Origin of the sequence: Achromobacter mucicolens (genome assembly GCF_029866465.1) — a bacterium.
GTDB lineage: Bacteria > Pseudomonadota > Gammaproteobacteria > Burkholderiales > Burkholderiaceae_B > Achromobacter > Achromobacter mucicolens.
On record NZ_CP123364.1, the window covers coordinates 849024 to 872774 of the forward strand.

General features: G+C 67.2%; 21 protein-coding genes. 8 read left to right on the forward strand and 13 right to left on the reverse strand.

Translation table 11 applies throughout. The annotated features are described in order from the left end of the window. Nucleotides 1-191: 191 nt before the first annotated feature. The 3 genes from QEP15_RS03810 to QEP15_RS03820 all read left to right on the forward strand — a co-directional run bounded on the left by QEP15_RS03810 (nt 192) and on the right by QEP15_RS03820 (nt 3270). A complete protein-coding gene (locus QEP15_RS03810; RefSeq protein WP_280148458.1) occupies nt 192-2117 on the forward strand; it encodes a bifunctional metallophosphatase/5'-nucleotidase in 1926 nt (641 codons plus the stop codon). Between the two features lie 111 nt (nt 2118-2228). Next, complete coding sequence (locus QEP15_RS03815; protein WP_280148459.1) at nt 2229-2873, forward strand: YiaD family glycine zipper/OmpA-like lipoprotein; 645 nt, start codon at nt 2229-2231, stop codon at nt 2871-2873. Between the two features lie 70 nt (nt 2874-2943). Next, nucleotides 2944-3270 carry a 4a-hydroxytetrahydrobiopterin dehydratase gene (locus tag QEP15_RS03820; RefSeq protein WP_062841672.1) on the forward strand — a complete coding sequence of 109 codons (327 nt, stop codon included), beginning with the start codon at nt 2944-2946 and terminating at the stop codon, nt 3268-3270. A 42-nt stretch (nt 3271-3312) separates the two neighbouring features. Here the strand turns inward: QEP15_RS03820 and QEP15_RS03825 are convergent, their stop codons facing one another. From QEP15_RS03825 to QEP15_RS03850, 6 genes are all read right to left on the reverse strand, one after another. Continuing rightward, nucleotides 3313-3768 (reverse strand): MarR family winged helix-turn-helix transcriptional regulator, encoded by a 456-nt coding sequence (locus QEP15_RS03825; RefSeq protein WP_142050890.1) that lies wholly within the window; start codon nt 3766-3768, stop codon nt 3313-3315. Next, nucleotides 3765-4007 carry a hypothetical protein gene (locus QEP15_RS03830; RefSeq protein WP_280148460.1) on the reverse strand — a complete coding sequence of 81 codons (243 nt, stop codon included), beginning with the start codon at nt 4005-4007 and terminating at the stop codon, nt 3765-3767. The genes QEP15_RS03825 and QEP15_RS03830 overlap by 4 nt, the downstream gene beginning before the upstream one ends. Continuing rightward, nucleotides 4004-5629: an FAD-dependent monooxygenase gene (locus QEP15_RS03835; protein ID WP_280148461.1), complete on the reverse strand. Its 1626-nt coding sequence runs from the start codon at nt 5627-5629 to the stop codon at nt 4004-4006. The genes QEP15_RS03830 and QEP15_RS03835 overlap by 4 nt, the downstream gene beginning before the upstream one ends. A 143-nt stretch (nt 5630-5772) precedes the next feature. Beyond that, on the reverse strand, nt 5773-6471 hold the full coding sequence (locus tag QEP15_RS03840) for a DUF6776 family protein (RefSeq protein ID WP_056320887.1): 699 nt from the start codon (nt 6469-6471) through the stop codon (nt 5773-5775). A 146-nt stretch (nt 6472-6617) separates the two neighbouring features. Then, complete coding sequence (murU, locus tag QEP15_RS03845) at nt 6618-7304, reverse strand: N-acetylmuramate alpha-1-phosphate uridylyltransferase MurU (protein WP_142050881.1); 687 nt, start codon at nt 7302-7304, stop codon at nt 6618-6620. Then, on the reverse strand, nt 7304-8344 hold the full coding sequence (locus tag QEP15_RS03850; protein ID WP_152383487.1) for an aminoglycoside phosphotransferase family protein: 1041 nt from the start codon (nt 8342-8344) through the stop codon (nt 7304-7306). Before QEP15_RS03850 ends, murU begins: the two co-directional genes overlap by 1 nt. Nucleotides 8345-8512: 168 nt before the next feature. On the opposite strand from QEP15_RS03850, the gene QEP15_RS03855 reads away from it, so the two are divergent. From QEP15_RS03855 to rsmA, 3 genes are read left to right on the forward strand one after another with little or no spacing between them, the layout of a single operon-like run. Continuing rightward, entirely contained in the window at nt 8513-10894 is a 2382-nt protein-coding gene (locus QEP15_RS03855) for an LPS-assembly protein LptD (RefSeq protein ID WP_056322662.1), read from the forward strand. Further along, nucleotides 10891-12483 (forward strand): peptidylprolyl isomerase, encoded by a 1593-nt coding sequence (locus QEP15_RS03860; protein ID WP_280148462.1) that lies wholly within the window; start codon nt 10891-10893, stop codon nt 12481-12483. The genes QEP15_RS03855 and QEP15_RS03860 overlap by 4 nt, the downstream gene beginning before the upstream one ends. Nucleotides 12484-12501: 18 nt before the next feature. Next, nucleotides 12502-13293 carry a 16S rRNA (adenine(1518)-N(6)/adenine(1519)-N(6))-dimethyltransferase RsmA gene (rsmA, locus tag QEP15_RS03865; RefSeq protein ID WP_280148463.1) on the forward strand — a complete coding sequence of 264 codons (792 nt, stop codon included), beginning with the start codon at nt 12502-12504 and terminating at the stop codon, nt 13291-13293. Between the two features lie 148 nt (nt 13294-13441). Here the strand turns inward: rsmA and QEP15_RS03870 are convergent, their stop codons facing one another. Continuing rightward, a complete protein-coding gene (locus QEP15_RS03870) occupies nt 13442-14584 on the reverse strand; it encodes a glycerate kinase (RefSeq protein WP_280148464.1) in 1143 nt (380 codons plus the stop codon). 106 nt (nt 14585-14690) lie between these two features. Between QEP15_RS03870 and pyk the strand changes: the two genes are divergently transcribed. Next, entirely contained in the window at nt 14691-16133 is a 1443-nt protein-coding gene (gene pyk / locus QEP15_RS03875) for a pyruvate kinase (protein ID WP_280148465.1), read from the forward strand. A gap of 10 nt (nt 16134-16143) precedes the next feature. Here pyk and QEP15_RS03880 read toward each other — a convergent pair whose 3' ends face one another. Then, on the reverse strand, nt 16144-17373 hold the full coding sequence (locus tag QEP15_RS03880) for a nucleoside recognition domain-containing protein (RefSeq protein ID WP_280148466.1): 1230 nt from the start codon (nt 17371-17373) through the stop codon (nt 16144-16146). A gap of 143 nt (nt 17374-17516) precedes the next feature. Between QEP15_RS03880 and QEP15_RS03885 the strand changes: the two genes are divergently transcribed. Beyond that, entirely contained in the window at nt 17517-19883 is a 2367-nt protein-coding gene (locus tag QEP15_RS03885) for an acyl-CoA dehydrogenase (protein WP_280148467.1), read from the forward strand. Here the strand turns inward: QEP15_RS03885 and def are convergent. The 5 genes from def to QEP15_RS03910 are packed head-to-tail and all read right to left on the reverse strand — an operon-like array spanning nt 19880 to nt 23748. After that, nucleotides 19880-20413, reverse strand: coding sequence for a peptide deformylase (gene def, locus QEP15_RS03890; protein WP_056320904.1), 534 nt, complete (start codon nt 20411-20413; stop codon nt 19880-19882). The two genes, QEP15_RS03885 and def, sit on opposite strands and share 4 nt — an antisense overlap. Before the next feature lie 14 nt (nt 20414-20427). After that, complete coding sequence (gloA, locus tag QEP15_RS03895) at nt 20428-20823, reverse strand: lactoylglutathione lyase (protein ID WP_056320907.1); 396 nt, start codon at nt 20821-20823, stop codon at nt 20428-20430. 11 nt (nt 20824-20834) lie between these two features. Continuing rightward, nucleotides 20835-21977 (reverse strand): 2-aminoethylphosphonate--pyruvate transaminase, encoded by a 1143-nt coding sequence (locus tag QEP15_RS03900; protein WP_056320908.1) that lies wholly within the window; start codon nt 21975-21977, stop codon nt 20835-20837. A 45-nt stretch (nt 21978-22022) separates the two neighbouring features. Next, nucleotides 22023-23033: a M48 family metallopeptidase gene (locus QEP15_RS03905; RefSeq protein ID WP_280148468.1), complete on the reverse strand. Its 1011-nt coding sequence runs from the start codon at nt 23031-23033 to the stop codon at nt 22023-22025. Beyond that, a complete protein-coding gene (locus QEP15_RS03910; RefSeq protein ID WP_280148469.1) occupies nt 23020-23748 on the reverse strand; it encodes a lysophospholipid acyltransferase family protein in 729 nt (242 codons plus the stop codon). Before QEP15_RS03910 ends, QEP15_RS03905 begins: the two co-directional genes overlap by 14 nt. Between the last annotated feature and the right edge of the window lie 3 nt (nt 23749-23751).

Sequence of the window (23751 nt, forward strand, 5' to 3'; positions counted from 1 at the left end):
TGCGCGATCACTCGGGGCGCCAAGGTCGCGCGCGCGAGCCCGCGCGGTACGCAAAAAACGAGTCAAAACCATTACCCGCCGGCCGAAAACAATCATTTTTTTGCGTGGAAGGTTTTCAGCTTGCATTCATCGTTGCGTCATGCGCGGCACACAGAATGCGGGCCTCGAACAGCTTCCACGGGAAAAAGGAAATGAAGTTCTGGAATCGGAATGTGCTCGCCTGCGCCGTCATGAGTGCGATGACGCTGATCGCGGGCTGCGGTGGCGACAATGGCAGCGATGACGAAACGCCGCCGGTCATCGAGGAGCCGCCCGCGCAGGCCCGGCCGCTGGAACTGACGATCCTTCATATCAACGACCACCATTCCACGCTGGACGGCAAGGACAAGACGCTGACCTTGAAGAATGCGGCCGGGGTCGATACCGACGTGACCGTGTCGGCCGCGGGCATGCCGCGCGTGAAAGCCGCCATCGACCAGCTGGCCGCGAATTTGCCGAACGTGCTGAAGCTGCATGCGGGCGATGCGCAGACCGGGACGCTGTATTTCAACCGCGCCGGCGCGCCGGGCGAGGCCGATGCCGCGCTGATGAACACGGTCTGCTTCGATGCCATGGCGGTGGGCAACCATGAATTCGACAAGGGCGACGACGGGCTGAAGCGCTTTGTGGACTTCCTGCATGCCGGTGCGTGCCAGACGCCCGTCCTGAGTGCGAACGTCGCGTTTGGCGCAAGTTCGCCGCTGCACGGCACCGATCTGATCAAGCCTGCCATCGTCGTCGAGCGCGACGCCCAGAAGATCGGCATCGTCGGCCTGACCATCGCCAGCAAGACCAAAGAATCGTCGAGCCCCAATGCGGACACGACGTTCACCGACGAAGCCGTGGCCGCGCAGGGGCAGATCGACGCGCTGCGCGCCGATGGCGTCAACAAGATCATCCTGCTCAGCCACATCGGCTACGGCTATGACAAGGAAGTGATTGCCAAGCTGAGTGGTGTGGACGTGGTGGTGGGCGGCGATTCGCACACGCTGCTGGGTCCCGACTCGATGAAGACGATGGCCGTGGGCACGCCGGGCGGCGCCTATCCGACCCGTCTGGCCGACAAGGACGGCAAACCCGTCTGCCTGGTGCAGGCATGGGAATACTCGCAAGTCGTGGGCGAACTGAAGGTCAGCTTCGACGCCAACGGCGACGTGACGAACTGCGCCGGCACGCCCCACGTGCTGATCGACACCGACTACCGCGTCAAGTCGGGCAGCGCCCTGGTTGCGGCCTCCGACGCCGACCGCGCCGCCTTCAAGGCCGAGGTTGCGGCCAGCGGTTTCCTGCGTGAGCAGACGCCGGACGCTGCGGCGTTGTCAGTGCTGAAGCCCTTCAAGGACAAGATCGACGTCTTCAGCAAGACCAACGTTGCGCAGGTGCCGCTGGAGCTGTGCTTTCGCCGCATTCCGGGCCCCACGCCCGCCAGCAATGCAGCCAGTCCGGCTTGCGAAAGCGAAGGCAACGTCGCCCTGCGCGGCGGCGACATCCAGCAACTGGTGGCGCAAGCGTATCTTGATGTGGCCAACGCCGAATACGGCGGCGCCGACATGACCCTGCAAAGCGGCGGCGGTGTGCGGCGCGCCCTGAATGGCTCCGTGACGGCGGCCGACGTGATCGCCGTCGTGCCGTTCGGCAACATGCTGTGGCGTCTGGACCTGACCGCCAATGAGGTCCGGTCCATGGTCGAGGACGGTCTGGACGCGACGTACAAGCCGGGCGGCAAGGACGGTCCTTATCCCTACGCGGCAGGCCTGCGCTGGGACGTGACGGCCTCCAACGCGAAGGGCAGCCGCGCCAGCAACTTTCAGTACCTGGATCAGGCCACCCGCACGTGGCTGCCGCTGGACAATGCGCGCACCTATCGCCTCTTCGTGCTGAGCTTCAATGCGACGGGCGGTGACGGCTACGCCACCCTGGCCAACGTGCCGTCCGAGCGCCGTTCCGACATCGGTGTGCTGGACGCCGACGTGTTCCAGGCCTACATCGACATGCAGACCAAGGACGCGGGCACCGGACTGCCGATCCTGAACCGCATCGACAACGACCGCTACAGCACGCATAACTGGCAGCCGTGATCATGGGCGGGCCGTCAGGGCGTACAAAATGTTGCCCGGCGCCCCGCAGCCCCTTGCTAGCATGATCCTCGCCGGAATGAACCGGTATCTGGATGGACAGTGGAGGTTGCCATGAACTCAAGAACAATCAACCGGATCGCCATGCTTGCGACCGCGGGCGTGCTGCTGGCCGGTTGCGCGACGCAACAGCAAACGAATACCGCTGTCGGTACGGGCGCGGGCGCGGCGTTGGGCGCTGGCATTGGCGCGCTGATCGGGCACGGCAAGGGCGCGGCGATCGGCGCGGGCATCGGTGCGGTGGCGGGCGGCCTGGTGGGCTACAACTGGAAGGTGGTCAAGGAGGACGTGCAGAGTTCCGGCGCCTCGTCGCTGGGCATCGACGTCGTGGAAATGCCCGACGGCAGCCTGAAGGTCAATATTCCCAGCGGCGTGTCGTTCGATACGGACAAGACGCAGCTCAAGCCGGCGTTGCTGCCGGTGCTCGATAGCGTGGCGCGGTCGCTGAACCAGCATCCCGAGCTGCGGGCCAAGGTGGTCGGCCATACCGACAGCACGGGTTCGCTTGCGCACAACCAGACGCTGTCGGTGAACCGCGCCAAGAGCGTGACCGATTACCTGGCCAAGCAGGGTGTGGCGGGCACGCGTCTGTCCGTGGAAGGCCGGGGTCCGAACGATCCGATCGGCGACAATGCGACGGCCGAAGGGCGCGCGCTGAACCGGCGCGTGGAGATCTACCTGTACGCGGTCCGGCAGTAAGCACGGGCGCGTTCCTTGCTGTCAGGCGGCTGGCGCGATGCGCGGCCGCCTTTTCTTTCCGGAGTCTGTCATGAGCGATTTTCCTCCCGCCTGCATCGGTACCGATACCGCGGTTGCCGCGCTCACCGGCTGGCAGGCCGTGGCCATGCGCGATGCCATCGAAAAGCGCTATCGCTTTCCCAACTTCAACGCCGCGTTCGGCTTCATGGCGCGGGTGGCGATGTTCGCGGAAAAGCTGAACCATCATCCCGAGTGGACCAACGTCTACAACCGCGTGGACGTGACGCTGACCACGCATGACGCGGGCGGTGTGACCGAGCTGGATGTGCGGATGGCGCAGTTCATGGATGAGGCGGCCGAACACGCGGGCGCGACGGCGCCCAAAGCGCAACCCTGACCTTGGCGGCTGGCGGAGTGGTCGGGCTGAGCGGCCCGCTGCTCAGTCCGCCGTGTCGCCGGCCTCGGTTTGCAGGTGGCCGATCAGGCGGTCGAGCATGTCGCCGAATTGCTGCTGTTCATCGGCGGTCAGGCAGCCGAAGATTTCGTCGTTGCGGCGCGCAATGAGGTCGACGATGCGGCGGTACTGCGTCAGGCCGTCGGCGGTCGGCGCCAGCACCACGCCGCGTCCGTCGGACGCGGAGACCGTCTTTTCGACAAGCCCGCGATCCACCAGCGCCTGCGCCGAGCGGCTGGCCTGGCCCTTGTTCAGGTTGGCGGCGCGCGCCAGGTCGTTGACCGACAGCGGTGCAAACCGGCCAATGGCGGCGAGGCACCGCGCCTCGCCCAGCGGAATGTCGCAGTCCTTGAGATAGGCCCGATTCGTGTCGCGGTCCGTGATCTTGTTGAGCACGTGAAGGCGATAGGTGAGGAATCGTTCCAGGGCGGGCGTTTTCACGTCGGACGGGCGGGATCGGCGCCCGCGCAGGATGAGGCCGGATAGTTTGCCACACCGCCGTCATCCAGGCTGGCGGCTTCGGCCTGCGCCAGCAGCGACAGGGCTTCTTCGGCCGACGGCAGGCGGCTGAGCAGCGACAAGCCGAGTATCGACAGAAAAAGCGGCGCGCGCGCTTCGCCGACGCGCGTGAGCGTCTGCGCCATGCTGGTGTAGACCTGGTCCAGGGCTTCGGGATTCATGCGTGGCCTTTCGAGGTGGCAGTGGAAGTGAGCGAAGGGTAGTAGGGCGCAAGCGCGGCGCGCAGGTCGGCGGCGGCAGGCGCAATCCAGCGTCCCAGCACGTAGCCGTCGGGGCGCAGCAGGTAGACGGCGCCGGCCTGATTGCCGTAACGCAAGGCGAGCTGGCCGTGCGGGTCGGCCAGGCCGCCGGGGCCGGCACGCAACACCTGTAGTGGTCGCGGCGAGTCCTGCGTGGCCGCGGCCAGCGCATCCAGCGCGGCCGACACGGCCGGGTCGGGCGAAATGGCCAGCGCCACGAAGCCCGCGCCGAAATGGGCGGTCAGGTATCGCGGCGCGTCGCCATCCTGCAGCAGCACGTCGGGCGCCGGTTGGCCCGGCGCGGCGGCCGGGCCGGCCTCGGGGGCGCGGTCCTCGCGGTTCAAGGGCGAGGTGTCGTACGAGATGGGCGCGGACTGGCGGGGATTGATGAGCGAGCGCACGCCGTCGTCCACCAGCGCGAGGCGCAGCGCGGCCTCGCGCATGAGCCGGAAGCCGAAGTCCGGCGGCGCCATGAATTCCGTGCTCTTGGCGCCGTAGGCCAGGTTCTGGCGCGTGGCATGGACGCGCTCGATGCTGTAGCTGTCCAGCAGGGCGTCGGGCGACTGGCCCTTCAGCACCCAGGCAAGTTTCCAGGCCAGGTTGCCGGCGTCGTCCAACCCGGAATTCAGGCCGCGCACGCCGAAGATCGGCACGAGGTGGCCCGCGTCGCCCGCGAACAGCACGCGGCCGTGGCGGTAGCGATCCAGCGTCAGGCACTTGGCGTTGTAGATCGAGATCCAGAGCGGCTTCCAGGGCGCGGTCTCGCCGATCATGTCCAGGTGGCTCTGCACACGCGGCAGCACGTTTTCCGGCTTGACGGCTTCGTCGGGGTCTTCGTCGTCGCGGATCTGGTAGTCGACGCGCCACACGTTGCCGGGCTGGCGATGCATCAGCAGCGTAGATCCCGGATTGGAGGGCGGATCGAACCACGCAAGGCGCTCGACGGGCCGTTGCGATGCCTGTTCGATGTCGACGATGACGTAGCGCCCGTCGTACTGCATGCCTTCCAGCTTCAAGCCCATCGCGTCGCGCACGGTGCTGCGGCCGCCGTCGCAGGCGACGAGCCAATCGGCGCGCACCGTCTGGCGGGCGCCGTTCGCCTCCACCTCGACCGATACGCCGTCCGGACCGGGCTGCACGGCCGTGACGCGTGCCGACCAGGCAAGCGTGGCGAGGCCGGGATGGCGCCGCATGGCCTGGTGCGCGAATTCCTCCACGTAGTACTGCTGGATGTTCACCATCGGGGCGTACCGCTGCAGGGGATCGTGCGGCATCTGGAAGTGCAGGACTTCGCGGTCGCGGTAGTAGCTTCGCCCGCCCGTCCAGGCCAGACCCGTGTCGATCAGCGGCCGGTCGGCGCCGATCCAGCCCAGGATCTCCTGCGACCGGCGCGACATGCAGATGGCGCGGCTGCCGCTGCAATAGCCTTCATCGGCCTCGACGGTGAGGGAGGCGATGCCGTACTCGGCGAGCAGGGCGGCCAGGGTCAGACCGACCGGACCGCCGCCGGCGATCAGGACGGGAACGTGCGAGGGGAGCGTCATGCTGTCTCCAGAATTTGGTTGTTTGCGCAACTATATGCCCGGCATGTTGCGCGCGCAACCAATTTTTGAAGGCGATAAAAAACCCGCCGAGGGGCGGGTTTGGGGGCCGGTTCAGGCCGATTGGCGGCCATCAGTGGCGTGTGTCAGTTGCGTACGTTGTAGATCCGCATCGCCTGCTGCTTCTGGTTGGCGTCCAGCACGCGCAGCACCACGACCTTGGCGGTGAAACCGTCGGGCAGCTTGAGCTGGCCCAGCGCGTAGTCGTAGCGGTCGACCGTCAGCGCGGGGCCTTCCGGCGTCACGGTGGCGGAGCGGCCGTTGGGGTAGGAGCCTTCGATGGCGAAGGTCAGCGTGCCCTTGAAGGGCGCGCCCGTGCGTTCTTCGCGCATCACCAGCACTTGGTAGTCGAGCAGGCCGGGGGCGCGCTTGAAGGTGGCCGAGCGGATGCCGAGGTTGCCGCCGCGGGGGTCGGGCGGCATGGCGTCCTGGAACAGCACCAGTTCCTTGTTCAGGGTTTCGATCTTGGCGCGGCTTTCCGCCAGGTCGGTGGTCAGCTTTTCGTGACCGGCCTTGTTGGCGTCGCGCTGCTGGGTAGCTTCTTCAAGCTGGGTTTGCAGGCGCTGGCGCTCCATGTTGGAGGCGCTGAGCTCGCTGTGCAGCTGTTCGGATTGTTCGACGGTCAGGCGTTGCGGACCGTAGTTGGTTTGCAGGAAGAGCACGCCGCCCGCGCCAAGCGCAATGCCAACCAGCAGCAGAACGAGCCAGCGCGGCATGCGGCGCGTGCGTTGTCCCGGTTGGTATACGGAGGGCTTGAACGTGGCCCGTTGCGATCTTCCAAACATCCCCATTCCTAGAAAACTTCCTGTGTATGTGCTCGTGGGCAGGCGCGCGCGCATGCCAAAGCGTCAGAGAATACCCCGTTAGCCGGGGGCGTTGCGTGCGCGGACAAGCCTCGTTGCGCACCTTGATATTGTGAAATATGTGAGCGTCACGCGGCCGTGCTGGCCAGTTCCGCGTCCAGGTCGGCGAGCCGTTGCGGGGTGCCGACGTCGGTCCAGCGGCCGGCATGCCGCGCGCCGCGCACCTGATCCTGGCCCATCGCCTGCCGCAGCAGCGGCGCCAGCGGCGCGGCCTGGCCGCGCGGGACGTCCGCGAACAACGAAGGATGGTAGACGCCGACGCCTGCAAAGGTCAAACGGGGCTCGCCCTGCGCCAGCACGCGCCCCTCGGCCGTCAGGACGAAGTCGCCGGCAGGATGGTGCGCGGGATTGTCCACCAGAAGCAGCCATGCGCCGCCCTGCGTCACGAGGCCGGCGGCGTCGTGCGCGTCGGCCGGGTTCCAGTCGCACCAGATGTCGCCGTTGACGACAAGGAACGGGTCGTCGCCCAGAAGGGGGAGCGCCTGGGCGATGCCGCCCGCGGTCTCCAGCGCGGTGGCTTCGGCCGAATAGCTGATGCGCACGCCGTGCGCGGCGCCGTCGCCCAACGCGCGTTCGATTTCGTGGCCGAGCCAGGCGTGATTGATGACGACGTCGCGGATGCCGGCCGCGGCCAGGCGCGCCAGATGCCAGACGATCAGCGGCTTGCCGCCGACCGGCAGCATGGGCTTGGGCAGGCGGTCGGTCAGCGGGCGCATGCGTTCGCCGCGGCCCGCGGCAAGAATCATGGCGCGCATCAGAACGTGTATCCGACGCTGACCTGGCGGTCGTCCAGGCGGTCCAGCAGGCGCAGCAGCGGCGTGAAGACGCCATAGCGCTGCGCCACCTGGCGGACGTAGCCGTTCACGCGGGGAATGTGCGCCAGGTAGTGGGCCTTGCCATCGCGATGGTTCAGGCGGGCAAAGACGCCCAGGATCCGCAGGTTGCGCTGCAGGCCCATCCATTCATACGCGCGGTGGAATTCGGCGAAATCGGCGTCGACCGGCAGGCCGGCCGCACGCGCCATTTCCCAGTAGCGGATCGCCCAGTCGAGCTGTTGCGGTTCTTCCCAGGTGGTGCGGGCGTCCGTCACCAGCGACGCCAGGTCGTAGGTGATGGGACCGGCCAGCGCATCCTGGAAGTCGATGACGCCCGGGTTGGGGCCGTATTGCGGCTGGTCGCAGACCATGAGGTTGGGCGAATGGAAATCGCGGTGCACCAGTACCTGCGGCTGCCCGGCGTTGCTGGCCGACAGCAGGGCGAAGATCTTTTCCATCGCATTGGCGGTCTTGTCGTCCATCGTCACGCCGTGGTGCTTTTGCACGTACCACTCGGGGAACAGCTTGAGCTCGTCGGCCAGCCGCGTGCCGTCGTAGACACCCAGCCCGGCGGTCGAGGCCTGTTGCAGCTTGACCAGGGCGGCCAGCGCCTCGCGGTACAGCGTCTGCAGCTGGGCGTCGTCCAGGCCGTCCTGGATGCGCTGGTAATAGGTTTGTTCGCCCAGATCGGACAGCAGCAGCAGGCCCTGGTCCAGGTCCTGCGCCAGCACGGCCGGCACGTTCAGCCCGGCGTCCGCCAGCAGCTTGTCCACATGCAGGAACGGGCGGCAGTCCTCGTGCTGGGGCGGGGCGTCCATGACAATAAGGGTCCGCGATCCCGCGTCCAGCCGGAAGTACCGGCGAAAGCTTGCGTCAGCCGACGCGGGGCGCAGCGTCTCCACGGCCAGGTTCAGGGCAGGGGGCAGGCCTTGCAGCCAGTTGCGCACCTGCGCCAAGCGGGGGTCGTGATCGTTTTTCAAGGAAGATCCGTGTCAGAAGGGCAAAATTGGGGAAATTTCGATTTGGCGAACATAAGGCTGGGCGTTGTTCGCGGCTTCTCTATAATACCGGCTCGTTTCCGTCAGCATTGGCGCCGCGTGGGCGTCTTTGTGCGGCTCTCCCATGGTCATAAAGGGCTGTTTTCATTCGTGCGCAAGGTTCCGTGGTTGATCCTCTCCGTAGTCAGCGTCGCCGCCGGAGCCGCCCAGGCTCAAAGTAGCCCGGGCGCCGCTGCTTCCGCGCCGTCGGTCACGTCAACCCCGCAATTGCGCACCTCGCCGGGCCTGCGCATGCACCGGTTGCCCGACGAGAGCATTCCCGCTTTCATGGAAGCGGACACGATTTCGGGCGATCCCGACTACGAGCTCAACCTGACCGGCAACGCGCAGGTGCGCCGCATCGACGGCGTGATCAAGGGCGACGCGATCAATTACCGCAAGGACACCGGCAAGGTCGACGTCCGCGGCAATGCCCGCATGATGCGCGATGGCACCCTGGTCACGGGCCCGTCCGCCACGTTCAACGTGGACCGGTATTCCGGCGAGGTCGAAAAGCCCAACTTCTGGCTGGGCGCCACCGGCGGCTTTGCCGTCGCCGACCACGCGGACATTTTCAGCAAGTCGCAGATGCGGCTGCACACGGTGACGTACAGCGGCTGCCCGTGCGAAAACCCGTCCTGGTACATCAAGGCCAATTCGGTCGATATCGATTTCGACGAAAACGAAGGCGTCGCCCGCGGCGGCGTCCTGTACTTCAAGGATGTGCCGATCCTGGCGTCGCCCTACATGACCTTCCCGGTCAAGCGCGAACGCAAGTCGGGTTTCCTGATCCCGACCTACGGCACGACCAGCCAGGGCGGTTTCGACATTTCGATTCCGTACTACTTCAACCTGGCGCCCAATTACGACCTGACGGTGCAGCCGCGTTACTTCTCCAAGCGCGGCACCCAGCTGGGCGGCGAGTTCCGCTATCTGGGTTACGGGTACAGCGGCATTATGGACGGCACCTACCTGCCCAATGACGACGTGACGGGCAACGACCGCTGGATGTACTGGTGGCGCCATCAGCAGCAGTTCTCGCACGGTTTCTACGCCGACTGGGATATCGCCAAGGTCTCGGACGACAATTACTTCCGCGACATTTCGCAGCTGGGCCTGAACCAGGCCTCCACGACTTACCTGCCGCAACGCGGCCGCGTGGGCTGGGTCTCCAACTACTGGAGCGCCTACGCGCAGGTTTACAAGTTCCAGACGCTGCAGGATCCCGATGCGCCGCTGGTTCCGCCGTACAACAAGGAACCCGAGATCTACCTGCGCGGTTCGCGGTACGACGTCGGCGGCTTCGACCTGGACTGGACCTCGACCGCGGTGCGCTTCAGCATGCCGGAGTATGGCGCGGCGTTGCGAGCCCCCGATGGCGACCGCTTCCAGACCTACCCGACGATCTCGTATCCGATCGTCCGCCCCGGCTGGTTCATCACCCCGAAGGCGGGCGTGAACTACACGTCGTATCAGACCAAATGGTATGGAGTGGATGCGCAGGGGCTCAATGGCGGCACGGCCAATGGCCTGCCGCGCTCGCAGTCCCGCACGGTGCCCATCCTGTCGCTGGACTCGGGCCTGATCTTCGAGCGCGACACCACGCTGTTCGGCAAATCGTCCACGCAGACGCTCGAACCGCGGCTGTATTACCTGTACGTGCCGTACCGCGACCAGTCCAAGATTCCTGTCTTCGACACGTCGCTGGCCGATTTCAGCTTCACCCAGGCGTTTGAGGAAAACATCTACTCGGGCGGCTGGGACCGTATCGCCAACGCCAACCAGCTGACCGCGGCCCTGACGACGCGCTGGCTCGATGCCGACAGCGGATTCGAGCGCCTGTCGGTGGGCGTGGCGCAGCGTCTGTACTTCGAAGACCAGAAAGTCACGCTGCCGCTGGAAACCCCGCGCACGGACGTGCGTTCCGACTTCCTGGTGGGCGTCAGCGCCGCGTTGACCGATACGCTCAACACGGACCTCGCCGCGCAGTACAACCCCTACGACAACAATTGGTCGCGCGGGCTCATCAGCGCGCGCTGGTCGCCCCAGCGCCTGACCACGGTGGCGGTGGCCTACCGCTACCAGCGCGATCCGCAGCCGGGCGTGTTCTATCAGCCGCAGGGTCAGAACCAGGTCAGCCTGGCCGTTCAATGGCCATTCAGCAAGCGCTGGTACGGTGTGGGCCGGGTCGACTATTCTTTGCGTTCCGGACCGTCCAGTACGATTGCCAATACGACGGAATCCCCGCGCGTGACGCAGGCCATCGCCGGCCTGGAGTACAAGGGCGACTGCTGCTGGGTGGGCCGCATGGTCTACCAGCGCTACGCCGTATCGGCGGCGGACACCAATTCCGCGCTGTTCTTCCAGCTTGAGCTCACGGGCCTGGGTTCCCTCGGAACCGACCCCATGAGCCTGCTGAACAGAAGTATCCCCGGTTACACGCGCGTCACGCCGCCCGCGCAGGCCGGGACCACATTTGAAAGGTATGAATGATGCGTAGGTTGCACTCTTTGCGCCGCCTCTCCGGCAACGCGCTGCTGCTGGCCCTGTGCGCCGGCTTGCCCGCCGCCCATGCGGCCGAGCAGACCAGCCGCGGCGCCAACAGCGCCAAGGCCGCTCCCGCCGCGCAGAAACAGGACGCGCCGGCGCCCAAGGGCGAGCAGTTCGTGGACGGCATCGCCGCGATCGTCGACAAGGACGTGATCACGCTGCGCGAACTGCGCGACGCTTCCCAGCGCATTGCCGGCGAACTGAAGTCGCGCGGCATCCAGGTGCCCGATGACCAGACGCTGCAGCACCAGGTGCTCCAGCGTCTCATCATGGAACGCGTGCAGCGCCATGAAGCCGACCGCCTCGGCATCCGGGTTGACGACAAACAGATCGACACCGCCATCCAGGCGATCGCCTCGCGCAACAAGATCACGGTGCAGCAACTGCGCCAGGAACTGGAAAAGTCCGGCACGACCTGGGAAAACTACCGCAAATCGCTGCGCGACGAGATCCGTTCGGATCGCCTGCGCCAGCGCGCGGTCGACTCGACCATCGTCATTTCCGACGCGGAAGTCGACGCCTTCCTGAAAGACCAGCGCCGCAACCCGGCTTTTGGCGCGGCGCCTGCGCAGGCGGCGCAAGCGCAGCCCCAGGTGCAGCCGCAGCCCGCGCCCGAGCAGGCCGCCGCGCCTGCCGGCCCCATGCTTTACGCGCTGGCGCAGATTCTGGTGCGCGTGCCGGAAGGATCGTCGCCCGACCAACTGGCGCTGCTGCGCAAGAAGGCCGAAGGCCTGCTGGCGCGAGCCAAGCGCGGCGACGATTTCGCCAGCCTGGCCGCGGCATCGTCCGACGGCCCCGAGGCGCTGCAGGGCGGCGTCATGGGCGTGCGCCCGCTGGACGGCTGGCCTGACCTTTTCGTCAAGGCCATCAGCAATCTGCAAAAGGGCCAGGTCAGCCAGCTGATCCAAAGCGGCAATGGCTTTCACATCATCAAGGTGATGGACCGCGGCACCGCCCAGCCCGCGCCCGGCCGCACGGCCCGCGCCCCGGCACCGCAAGCCGCGCCGCAACCGGCGCCTCAACCGGCCGCACGCGAGCAGGCGCCCCAGGGTCCGACGCAGGTTGTGCAGACGCGCGCCCGCCACATCCTCATCAAGACCTCGACCGTCATGAGCGATGATCTGGCCCGCCAGCGCCTGGAGCAGGTTCGCCAGCGCCTGGTCAATGGCGCCGCCACGTTCGAGGAAATGGCGCGCCAGTATTCGCAGGACGGCAGCGCGCCGCAAGGCGGCGAGCTGGGATGGCTGAACCCGGGTGAAACCGTGCCGCCGTTCGAGGCCGCAATGAACGCGCTGCAACCTGGCGAAATCAGCCAGCCCGTGCAGTCGCCGTTCGGCTGGCACCTGATCCAGGTGGAAGAGCGCCGCGAGCACGACGCGACCGACGACCTGGCGCGCATGCGCGCCCGCCAGACGCTGTTCGAGCGTCGCGCCCAGCCGGCCTTCGAAGACTGGCTCGAGCAGCTGCGCGCACAAGCGTACGTCGATAACCGCTTCGAGAAGCAGCAGAAAATCCAGCAGAACAACCGCTAAACGCATTACGGGCTTTTCATGTCTCAACACCAGGCGCGCAAGCGCTTTGGCCAGAACTTCCTGACCGACGACAGCGTCGTCGAGTCCATCGTCCGGGCGGTTGCGCCCGCCCGCGACGATGCCGTGGTCGAGATCGGCCCTGGCTTGTCCGCGCTGACGCGGCCGCTGCTCGAACGGCTGGACCATCTCACTGCGGTCGAAATCGATCGCGACCTGGCCGCCCGGCTGCGCAAGCAGTTCGACGCATCACGCTTGACGGTGGTCGAGGCCGATGCGCTGACGGTGGATTTCTCGCAGTTTGGCGGCGCGCTGCGCGTCGTGGGCAATCTGCCCTACAACATTTCCAGCCCGTTGCTGTTCCACCTGATGACGTGGGCCGACCACATCCGCGATCAGCATTTCATGCTGCAGCGCGAAGTGATCGATCGCATGGTGGCCAAGCCCGGCTCGGGCGACTTCAGCCGCTTGTCCGTGATGCTGCAATCGCGCTACCGGATGCACAAGCTGTTCGACGTGCCACCCGAGGCCTTCGATCCGCCTCCTAAGGTCGTGTCGGCGATCGTGCGCATGGTGCCGTTGCCGGCGGACCGCCAGCGGCCCCTCAGCGAGCGCGCTTTCGAAACCGTGGTGGCACGCGCCTTTTCGCAGCGCCGCAAGATGCTGCGGCGGGTGCTGGCCGACTGGGCCGCGCAAGTGCCTTGGGAAGCGCTGGATATCGCGCCCACCGCGCGCGCCGAGGACATTTCGGTGGACCGCTACATCCGCCTGTCGGATGCGCTGGTCGAAGCCGGGGTGCTGGCGCGGGAATGACGTCTTTTCGGTATGGCAAGGCAATGCAAAAAGGCCCCGCGGGGCCTTTTTGCATTTGGGTGCTCGGAGAGTGAGACGGTGTCAGACACCGAGGGGACATGGGCGTCAGCCTGTGACGGCGGTTCAGCGGGTTGCCCCTGGCGCCCGATCACAGCATGCGCTTCTGCGCCGCCATCCACAGCTGCATCACGTCGCGTGCCCGGTCGGCAAGCAGGCGCTCGGCGTCGGCCAAGGCCTGCTGCAACGTGATGGGGCCGGGGGCCAGGCTGAATGCGGCGCTGATGCCGCAGGTGTGCAGGGCCTCGTAGCCTTCGCCCAGCGAGCCGGCCAGCGCCACGACGGGAACGCCCGCGCGTTGCGCAACCCGGGCGACGCCTGCGGGCGTCTTGCCGCGCAGCGTCTGTGCGTCCATCCGGCCTTCGCCGGTGAACACCAGCGTTGCGCCTTCCACGGCGTCGGCCAGACCGCCCAGCTCTGCGACGATCTCCACGCCCGGCCGGAAATGCGCGTTCAGGAACGCCTTGGCGGCAAAACCCAGGCCTCCGGCGGCGCCCGCGCCGGGCGCGTCGCGGTGGTCGGCGCCGAGGTGCTTTGCGCACACGTCGGCGAAGTGACTCAGCAGGGTGTCCAGGGTCTGCACCTGTTCCGGCGTCGCGCCCTTTTGCGGCCCGAACACGTGCGACGCGCCATGCGGGCCGCACAAGGGATTGTCGACGTCGGAGGCGATGTCGACGCGCACCTGGGCGAGCCGCGGGTCCAGGCCATGCGTGTCGATGGAGGCAAGTTGGCCCAGCGCCCCGCCGCCCGGCGGCAGGCTGTTGCCGCCGGCGTCCAGCAGTCGCACGCCCAGCGCCGTCAGCATGCCGGCGCCCGCGTCGTTGGTGGCCGAGCCGCCCAACCCCAGGATGATGCGCTTGGCGCCCGCGTCCAGCGCCGCGCGCATCAGCTCGCCCACGCCGTGGCTGCTGGCGCGCATCGGGTCGCGCTTGGAAGGAGAGATCAATTCAAGGCCCGCCGCGGCGGCCATCTCGATGACGGCGGTGCCGTCGTCCAGCAAACCCCACACGGCGTCGACCTTGTGGCCGAGCGCGTCGTTCACGGTGATCTGATGTTCCTTGCCGCCGGTGGCCGCGAGCACGGCTTCGACAGTGCCTTCGCCGCCGTCGGCCATCGGGATGCACAAGGTGTGCGCGCCGGGAAAGGCAGCCTTGACGCCGCGCGCAATGGCCGCCGCCGCATCGGGCGCGGAAACGCTTTCTTTGAACGAATCGGGAGCGATGACGATTTTCACGGTCGGAAGGGGGGCGCGTTAGTGATCGATGTGTCACCCATGATACCCGTGACAACGCGGCCGGCGTACCATAGCGCTTTCGTTGCTTTTGCGAGAGTGGACCGCCATGCCTGTATTGCGCCGCACAAAAATTGTCGCCACCCTGGGACCCTCGACCTCGTCGCCCGAACGCATCGACGCGCTCATCCGCGCGGGGCTGGACGTCGCACGGCTGAACTTCTCGCATGGCAGCGCGGACGACCACCGCGAGCGCGCGCGGCTGGTGCGCGAGATCGCGGCCAAGCAGGGCCGCTTCGTCGCGATCATGGGCGACCTGCAAGGGCCCAAGATCCGCATCGCCCGCTTTGTCGACAAGCTGGTGGAGCTGCACGTGGGCCAGCCGTTCACGCTGTCGCGCGTGCATCCCAAGGATGCGGGCACGTCCAGCATCGTGGGCATCGACTATCCGGAACTCGTGACCGATTGCCGCGTGGGCGACGAGCTGCTGCTCGATGACGGCCGCGTCGTGCTGGTCGTGGATCGCGTCGAAGGCGACGAAGTCCACACCACCGTCACGGTGGGCGGTCCGCTGTCCAACAACAAGGGCATCAACCGCCGCGGCGGCGGCCTGTCCGCGCCCAGCCTGACCGACAAGGATCGCGTCGATATCAAGCTGGCCGCCGAAATGGAGCTGGACTACGTGGCGGTGTCGTTCCCGCGCTATGGCAGCGACATCGACGAGGCCCGCACCTTGCTTGCCGAGGCCGGCAGCCAGGCATGGATCATCGCAAAGATCGAACGCGCCGAGGCAGTAGCCGACGACGAGGCCCTGGATGCGCTGATCCGCGCAAGCGACGGCGTGATGGTGGCGCGTGGCGACCTGGGCGTGGAAGTGGGCGACGCCGAGCTGGTGGGCATCCAGAAGCGCATCATCCAGCACGCGCGTACGCTGAACAAGGTGGTCATCACCGCCACGCAGATGATGGAATCGATGATCTCCAGCCCGATGCCCACCCGCGCCGAAGTCTCCGACGTGGCCAACGCGGTGCTGGACTACACCGACGCCGTCATGCTGTCGGCTGAAAGCGCGTCGGGCCAGTATCCGGTCGAAACCGTGCAAGCCATGGCGCGTGTGTGCCTGGGCGCGGAAAAGCATCCCACGTCCACGAAGTCGCATCACCGCATGGGCGAGACCTTCACGCGCTGCGACGAAACCATCGCGCTGGCGGCCATGTATGCCGCCAACCATTTTCCCGGCGTCAAGGCCATCATCGCGCTGACCGAAAGCGGCCACACGCCGCTCATCATGTCGCGCATCCGCTCGGGCGTGCCCATCTACTGCTACAGCCCGCACAGCGTGACGCAAAACCGCGTGACGATGTTCCGTGGCGTGTACACGATTCCGTTCGCGCCGTCGGACTACGATCCGGCCGATCTTTCCAACGCCGCCATCGACGAGCTGCGCAAGCGCAATCTGGTGCAGACCGGCGATTGGGTGATCCTGACCAAGGGCGATTTCTATCGCGACAGCGGCGGCACCAACGGGATGAAGATCCTGCTGGTGGACTGAAGCAGGGCGCCTAGCCGAAGAACCAGTAGCAGACGCCGATCGCGGCCAGTACCCCGGCCAGGTCGGCGATCAGCGCGCAGCCGACCGCATGCCGGGCGCGCAAAATCCCCACCGACCCGAAGTACACCGCCAGCACATAGAAGGTGGTCTCGGTGCTGCCTTGCACCACCGCGGACAGCAGCGCCGGGAAGCTGTCCACGCCGAAGTGCGTCATGGTCTCCAGCATCATCGCGCGCGCTGCGCTGCCCGAGAACGGCTTGACCAGCGCCGTGGGCAGCGCGTCCACGAAGCGCGTGTCCCAGTTTGCCTGCTGCGCCAGCCAGCGGATGCCATCCAACAGGAAGTCCAGCGCGCCCGACGCGCGCAGTACGCCCACGGCGCACAGCATCGCCACCAGATACGGCAACAGGCTCTTGGCGATATCGAACCCTTCCTTGGCGCCTTCAATGAAGGCCTCGTACACAGGCACTTTTTTCCACGCGCCGACGACCAGAAACGCCAGCAGGATGCCAAACAGCGTCAGGTTGCCCAGCAGCGAAGACAGCGACGCGATGGCGGCTGCCGACATGCTGGCCAGAAGCGCCATGAATCCGCCCAGCACCAGCGCCGCGCCGCCCAGCCACAGCAGGATGACCGGATCGGCCAGGCGCAGCCGCTGGCACAGCGCGACCGCCAGAAAGCCGGCCAGCGTGGACGCGCTGGTGGCCAGCAGAATGGGCAAAAAGACCAGCGTGGGATCGGGCGCGCCCTGCTGCGCGCGGAACATGAACAGCGTGACGGGCAGCAGCGTCAGCGACGATGCATTGAGCACCAGGAACAGGATCTGCGCGTTGGTGGCGGTGTCCGGCTTGGGGTTGAGCGCTTGCAGCTCGCGCATGGCGCGCAGGCCGATGGGGGTGGCGGCGTTGTCCAGCCCCAGGCCATTGGCCGCGAAGTTCAGCGTGATCAGGCCGATGGCTGGGTGATTGCGCGGCACCTCGGGCATCAGGCGCGCGAACAGGGGGCCCAGGAGCCGCGCAAGCTTTTCGACCAGCCCCGCGCCCTCGGCGATGCGCAGGAAACCCAGCCACAGCGTCAGCGTGCCAAAGAGCAGCACCATCACGTCCACGGACACGCGCGCCATGTCGAACAGGCTGGCGACCATCTGGCGAAAGACTTCCGGGTCCCCGATGACGAGCCAGCGGTACAGCGCGGCCGCGGCAGCGGTAAGGAAGAAGCCAAGCCAGAGTTTGTTCAGCATGCGGACGAGCCCGGACAGCGGTTGATTGCGCATCTGCGCGGCGACGCCCATTGTCGCAGAGTCGGTAAGCCGCAGCTTGGCCGGGCCGCGCCAATTCTGGTACTTTGGCCCGATACGTCTTGTAGCGAACAACAGGGGGACCCATGGATTTCAACGCCTGGCGCCGGCGCCGCATTTCGGAACCCGCTTACCGCTGGGCCCGCAATGCCATGCCGGCCATGTCGGCCACCGAACGCGAAGCCATCGAAGCCGGCGACAGCTGGTGGGACGCCGACCTGTTCACGGGCAATCCCGACTGGCGCAAGCTGCTCAGCGTGCCGCCGGCCACGCTGACGCCGGATGAACAGCGCTTCATCGACGGTCCCGTGCGCGAACTGTGCGGCATGCTGGACGAATGGGATATCTCCTGGAACCGGCGCGATCTGCCGCCGCACGTCTGGGAATACCTCAAGACGCAGCGTTTCTTCGGCATGATCATTCCGCGCCGCCACGGCGGCCTGGGGTTCTCGCCCTATGCGCACTCCGAAGTGGTGCGGCGCATTTCCGCCTATTCCATCACGGCGGGCGTCACGGTCATGGTGCCGAACTCGCTGGGGCCGGGCGAACTGCTCATGCAGTTCGGCACGCAGGCGCAGCGCGATTACTGGCTGCCACGGCTTGCCGACGGCCGGGAAGTCCCGTGCTTTGGCCTGACCAGTCCCGAAGCCGGCTCGGATGCGGCCTCGATGGTCGATACCGGCGTCGTGTGCCGCCAGGTCGTGGATGGGCGTGAGCTCATCGGCATCCGGCTCAATTGGCACAAGCGCTACATCACGCTGGGGCCGGTGGCCACCGTGCTGGGGCTGGCGTTCAAGATGTCGGACCCCGACGGCATCCTGGGCGGGCCCAAGGATATCGGCATCTCGGTGGCGCTCGTTCCCACCGACGCGCCCGGCGTCGAGATCGGCCGGCGCCACCTTCCCGCCATGCAGGTGTTCCAGAACGGGCCCAACTCGGGCCGCGACGTTTTTGTGCCGCTGGATGCGCTGATCGGCGGCATCGAGCGCGCCGGGCAGGGCTGGCAGATGCTGATGAGCGCACTGGCCGCCGGGCGCGGCATTTCGCTGCCGTCGCTGTCGGCCGCCGCCGCGGCGATGTGCGCGCACACCACCGGCATGTATGCGCGGGTGCGCGAGCAATTCGGCATCCCGATCGGCAAGTTCGAGGGCGTTCAGGAGCGGCTGGCCAGCCTGGCCGGCAACGCCTATCTGGTCGAGGCCGCGCGCCGCCTGACCTGCGCCGCGCTCAATCAGGGCGTCAAGCCTGCGGTGGTGTCCGGCATCATGAAATACCACGCCACCGAGCGCATGCGCGTGTCGGTGAACGACGCCATGGACGTGCACGCGGGCCGCGCCGTCATGGACGGCCCCAGCAATTACCTGGGCTCCCTGTACCGCGCCGTGCCCATTGCGATCACGGTCGAGGGCGCCAACATCCTGACGCGCAATCTGATCATCTTCGGGCAAGGCGCCATTCGCGCGCATCCCTATCTGATGCCGGAGATCCTGGCGCTGGGCAACCCCGACGAGGAACGCGGCATCGAGGTCTTCCACGATGTCTTCTGGCGCCATCTGCGCCACGCGGGCATGAACACGCTGCGCGCGATCGGCCGCGCGTGGACGGGCGGCATGCTGGCGCCCGCGCCGGCCTCGGGACCGGTGGCGGGTCATTACCGCCGGCTGGGCCGTTATGCGTCAGGCTTCGCGCTGCTGGCCGACGCCACGCTGGCGCAACTGGGTGGGGGCCTGAAGCGCCGCGAAATGATCTCCGCGCGCCTGGGCGACATCCTGTCCGAACTCTATCTGCTGTCCGCGGTGCTAAAGCGTTGGGAAGACGAGGGGCGCAAGCACGACGACCTGCCGCTGGTGCGCTGGTGCATGGCGCAGGGCTTCGCCAGCATCGAGAAGAGCATGGATCAGGTGCTGCGCAACCTGCCGGTCAAGGCGCTGTCCTGGGCGTTGCGGGCGGCCATCCTGCCGCTGCGGCTGGCCAAGGGGCCGGACGACGCGCTCACGCGGGAATGCGCCGAATTGCTGCTCAAGCCGTCGCCCACGCATGTGCGTCTGGCGGCCGACCTGCAGCGCGAACCCGGGGAGGATCCGCTGGGCCTGTTGACCCGCGCCTTTGCGCTGGCCGATGCGGTGCAGCCGATCCGCGACCGGTTGCGCCAGTCCAACGTGCGCAACTGGCGCGAGGCGCATCAGCGCGGCGCCATCACGGACGCGCAGGCGGCGCAGCTCGAAGCCGCGGAAGCGACGGTGCTGAAGGTATTGCAGGTGGATGATTTTGCGCCCCAGGCGCTGACGCCGCCGGGCGAAGGGGCGCCGGTTCAGGTGCAGGAACAGAAGCCGGAGCCGCAGCAGCCGGAGTCGCCGCCGCCGCAACAGCCGGAGCCGCCGCAGCAACCGCAGCCGCCGCAACAGCAGGAGGACGAGCCCCCCGCTGCTGCAAGACCCGGCGGTAACGCCTAGTCGTCCTGATTCGGGTCCATGCCCGGGAACAGGATTTCCGTGAAGCCGAACTTCGAGAAATCCTGGATCCGGGACGGATACAGGCGGCCGATCAGGTGGTCGCATTCGTGCTGGACGACGCGTGCGTGAAAGCCTTCGGCCTCGCGCTCGATCAGCTGGCCGTACGGATCGCGGCCGCTGTACCGGATATGGCGGTAGCGCGGCACCAGGCCGCGCAGACCCGGCACCGACAGGCAGCCTTCCCAGCCGTCTTCCATCTCGTCCGAAAGCGGCGTGATGACCGGATTGCACAGAATCGTCTGCGGCACCGGCGGCGCGTCGGGATAGCGGTCATTGCGGTCGAACCCGAAGATCACCAGTTGCAGGTCCACGCCGATCTGCGGCGCGGCCAGGCCCACGCCCTGCGCGGCCGCCATGGTTTCGAACATGTCGTCGATCAGGGCGTGCAGCTCAGGCGTGTCGAAACGGTCGACCGGGGGCGCCACGCGCAGCAGCCGCGGGTCGCCCATTTTCAGGATGGGATGGATCATGGCTGGCGTTCCGCTCAGTCCTGGCGGTCTTTCTTCTGGATGAATTCGATCTTGTAGCCGTCGGGGTCTTCCACGAAGGCGATGACGGTCTTGCCGTGCTTCATCGGGCCGGCCTCGCGGGTGACCTTGCCGCCGCGCTCCTTGACCTTGTCACAGGCTTCGTAGGCGTTGTCGACTTCCAGGGCGATGTGGCCGTAGCCGTTGCCCAGGTCGTACTTGTCGGTGTCCCAGTTGTGGGTCAGTTCGATGACGGCGCCGTCGGCTTCGTCCTGGTAGCCGACGAAGGCCAGCGTGAACTTGCCGTCCGGATAGTCGTTGCGGCGCAGAAGGCGCATGCCCAGCACGTTGGTGTAGAAGTCGATGGACTTGTCGAGGTTGCCGACGCGCAGCATGGTGTGGAGCAGACGCATGGGAAATTTCCTTAAGCGATGAGAGGTTGGGGGAAGCGCTGGGGGGTTCCGGCGTGTTCCCGGGAGATTCCGATGTCGCGCAGCGCGCCGCCCATGGCGTCGACCGCCTGCCGCATCTGGCCGGCGCCAAAGGCGCCGATGCAGCCGACCCGGAACGTGGGTTCTTCGGTGTTGGTGAAGTTGCTGATCACATAGCCGCGCTGCTTGAGCGCGTCCACGAAGAGCTGCAGGTGCCAGGTCGGGGCATCCGGCGCGCGGACGTTGACGACGATGGGGCCTTGCAGCTCGGGCGGCAGGTATGGGGTCAGGCCAAGATCGATCACGCCATCATAGAGCGTGCGCATGTTGGCCGTGTAACGCGCCAGACGAGCCTCGCGGCCTTCCAGGCGGAACAGTTCCAGCGCCACGGCCAGCGCGGCCAGCGTGGGCGCGGCGGGCGTGAAGCGGGGGCCGGCGTTGGGCGCCAGCGTGTGCTGGTAGATGTCCGCCAGGTCGAGCGACCAGCTGCCCGCATTGCCGCGCGCGGCATCCAGGCTGTCGCGGCGCGCGACAACGAAGGCCGCGCCCGGCAGGCCTTCCAGGCATTTGTTGGCGGTCAGCACCACGGCGTCGACCGCGGGCAGGGCGCGCAATTCAAGCGGCAACGCGCCGAACGCCGACACGGCGTCGATGATCACGCGGCGTCCCAGCGCGTGGGCGATGCGGGCAAGATGGGGGACGTCGTGGCAGATGCCGCTGCCGGTTTCGCTGTAGACCAGCGCCAGGTGCGTGAGCGTGGGGTCGCGTTCCAGCGCGTCGGCCACCGCCTGCGGATCCACGCGCTCGGCGGCGCCCACCGATAGCGGCACGGCGATGCGGCCTGCCTCGGCGGCCAGCTTTTGCAGCCGGGCCGCGTACGCGCCGGTGGACGGGGCCAGCATGCGGCCGCCGGGCGGCACGAAGGTGCGGATCGCGGCCTCGACGGCAAAGTGGCCGCAGCCCGGCAAGGCCAGCGCCACGTGCTCGTCCGCGCCCGCCTGCGCAATCGCCAGCACGCCGTCGCACACCTGCCGGTACAGCGTGCGGAAATCGTTGTCCCACGGCGCGTAGTCCTGCGCCATGGCGGCCTTCACCCGCGCGTCGGTGGTGACCGGGCCCGGAATCAGCAGCAACATTTCGATTCTCCTTGGGATCGCAACAGGCGCTGGGTGCCGCGCGCTTCAGAACTGAGGCAGCGAAGCGGGATCGTGACGCCGCAGGATGTTCTTGGCGTCTTCGAAGTCGGGCAGGATCTGGCCGACTTCGCGCCAGAAGTCCTGACTGTGGTTCATCTCGCGCAAATGGGCAAGTTCGTGCGCGATGACGTAATCGATGATGGCCGGGGCGAAGTGGATCAGGCGCCAGTTCAGCATGATGTTGCCGTCGCTGGTGCACGACCCCCAGCGCGTGGCGGCCGACGACAGGCGCCAGCGGCGGATCTTCAGGCCGCTAACCTGCAAAAAGTGCGCCAGCCGCGCACCGAACCACGCGCCCGCGCGCTGTTGCAGCCACGCTTGGGCCGCATCGCGGATGCGGCCCTGGTCGGCGTGGGACGGCAGCGCCAGCCACAGGGTGTCGCCATCTTGCGGCGCGTCGGCGTCGCCGGACAGATTGGCCTGGCGGCTGTCGCCGCCCACGCCGATGACGATGCGCCGGCCCAGATAGGGGAGTTCTCCGCCCGCCTGCCAGCGCGTGTGCGCCATGGCCAGCTGCTGCTTGCGGGCGTGCCATTCGCGCAGCTTGGTCAGGATCCAGCGCGATTTTTCGCGCACCGCGTCGTCGATCTGCGTCAGCGTCACCCAATTGGGGGCGGTCACGCGCAGGCCGTCGTCGGTGATGACGAAGCCGATGCTGCGCCGCCGCGAACGCAGCAGCACGAAGCCGATGGTCTGCTGATCGGTGGGCACCTCGCGCCAGCGCGCGCCGGGCGGCAGCGGGTCGGGGCAGGGCGTGGGCACGCGCGACGCCGCATTGGGCGACAGCGTCAGCAGCGGCTCGCCCGCGGGGGCGGGGGCCTTGGCGGCGTCGGGAAACAGGTTGGGGGGTGTGACGGGGCGCGGGGTGTCCGGCGCGGCGGACGGCGCGCGCGGGGCGGCCGGCGCCGCCGGCACGGCGATCAGCGGCGGCGCGCCCGCGGGCGCGTCGTCTTCCTGCGTGTTGAACAGGAGTTCTAGCTGATCAGTGCTGGGCATACCTTTCGGGGTTGAGACGCCGCATTTCCCCTTCGATCCAGTCCTGAACCTTCTGGTTCAGTTCCTCGGGGGTGAGTCCCTTGGATTCTATCGCGGGACCGATCGACAGGGTGACCATGCCGGGATACTTGACGAAGGCGTTGCGGCGCCAGCATTCGCCGGCGTTGTGCGCCACGGGGATGACCACGGCGCCGGTGCGCGAGGCCAGCAGCGCGCCGCCCATCTTGAAGCGTGCGGTCTGGCCGGGCGCCACGCGCGTGCCTTCGGGAAACAGCAGCGGCCAGCGGCCTTCGTTCAGGCGGGTCTGGCCTTGCTTGACCACTTGTTCAAAAGCGTCGCGGCCCTTGGCGCGGTCGATGGCGATCATGCGCAAGAGCGCCAGGCCCCAGCCGAAGAACGGCACCATGTGCAGTTCTTTCTTGTAGACGAAGCAGACCTCGCGCGGCATGTAGGCCGGGAAGAACAGGGTTTCCCAGGCCGATTGGTGCTTGGACAGCAGCACCGCGGGGCCGTCGGGCAGGTTTTCCCAGCCCTTGACCTGCCAGCGGATGCCGCAGAACACCTTGGCGCCCCAGATGGCCAGCCGGGGCCAGCCGACCGTCAGCTTGTAGCGCCAGTGCAGCGGCAGCGGCGCCCACAGGACACAGGCGAAAGCATACGGAATGACCGTGACGGCCAGGAACACGAAGTACAGGAACGAACGAAGCCAGGCCATCGG

Coding starts and splice junctions, on each gene's coding strand:
- QEP15_RS03860 (WP_280148462.1), top strand. CDS start 10,891: ATGATGCGTAGGTTGCACTCTTTGCGCCGCCTCTCCGGCAACGCGCTG.
- QEP15_RS03905 (WP_280148468.1), bottom strand. CDS start 23,033: ATGCCCAGCACTGATCAGCTAGAACTCCTGTTCAACACGCAGGAAGAC.
- def (WP_056320904.1), bottom strand. CDS start 20,413: ATGATCCATCCCATCCTGAAAATGGGCGACCCGCGGCTGCTGCGCGTG.
- pyk (WP_280148465.1), top strand. CDS start 14,691: ATGCCTGTATTGCGCCGCACAAAAATTGTCGCCACCCTGGGACCCTCG.
- QEP15_RS03815 (WP_280148459.1), top strand. CDS start 2,229: ATGAACTCAAGAACAATCAACCGGATCGCCATGCTTGCGACCGCGGGC.
- QEP15_RS03910 (WP_280148469.1), bottom strand. CDS start 23,748: ATGGCCTGGCTTCGTTCGTTCCTGTACTTCGTGTTCCTGGCCGTCACG.
- QEP15_RS03840 (WP_056320887.1), bottom strand. CDS start 6,471: ATGTTTGGAAGATCGCAACGGGCCACGTTCAAGCCCTCCGTATACCAA.
- QEP15_RS03830 (WP_280148460.1), bottom strand. CDS start 4,007: ATGAATCCCGAAGCCCTGGACCAGGTCTACACCAGCATGGCGCAGACG.
- QEP15_RS03820 (WP_062841672.1), top strand. CDS start 2,944: ATGAGCGATTTTCCTCCCGCCTGCATCGGTACCGATACCGCGGTTGCC.
- QEP15_RS03885 (WP_280148467.1), top strand. CDS start 17,517: ATGGATTTCAACGCCTGGCGCCGGCGCCGCATTTCGGAACCCGCTTAC.
- murU (WP_142050881.1), bottom strand. CDS start 7,304: ATGCGCGCCATGATTCTTGCCGCGGGCCGCGGCGAACGCATGCGCCCG.
- QEP15_RS03900 (WP_056320908.1), bottom strand. CDS start 21,977: ATGTTGCTGCTGATTCCGGGCCCGGTCACCACCGACGCGCGGGTGAAG.
- QEP15_RS03880 (WP_280148466.1), bottom strand. CDS start 17,373: ATGCTGAACAAACTCTGGCTTGGCTTCTTCCTTACCGCTGCCGCGGCC.
- QEP15_RS03835 (WP_280148461.1), bottom strand. CDS start 5,629: ATGACGCTCCCCTCGCACGTTCCCGTCCTGATCGCCGGCGGCGGTCCG.
- rsmA (WP_280148463.1), top strand. CDS start 12,502: ATGTCTCAACACCAGGCGCGCAAGCGCTTTGGCCAGAACTTCCTGACC.
- QEP15_RS03810 (WP_280148458.1), top strand. CDS start 192: ATGAAGTTCTGGAATCGGAATGTGCTCGCCTGCGCCGTCATGAGTGCG.
- gloA (WP_056320907.1), bottom strand. CDS start 20,823: ATGCGTCTGCTCCACACCATGCTGCGCGTCGGCAACCTCGACAAGTCC.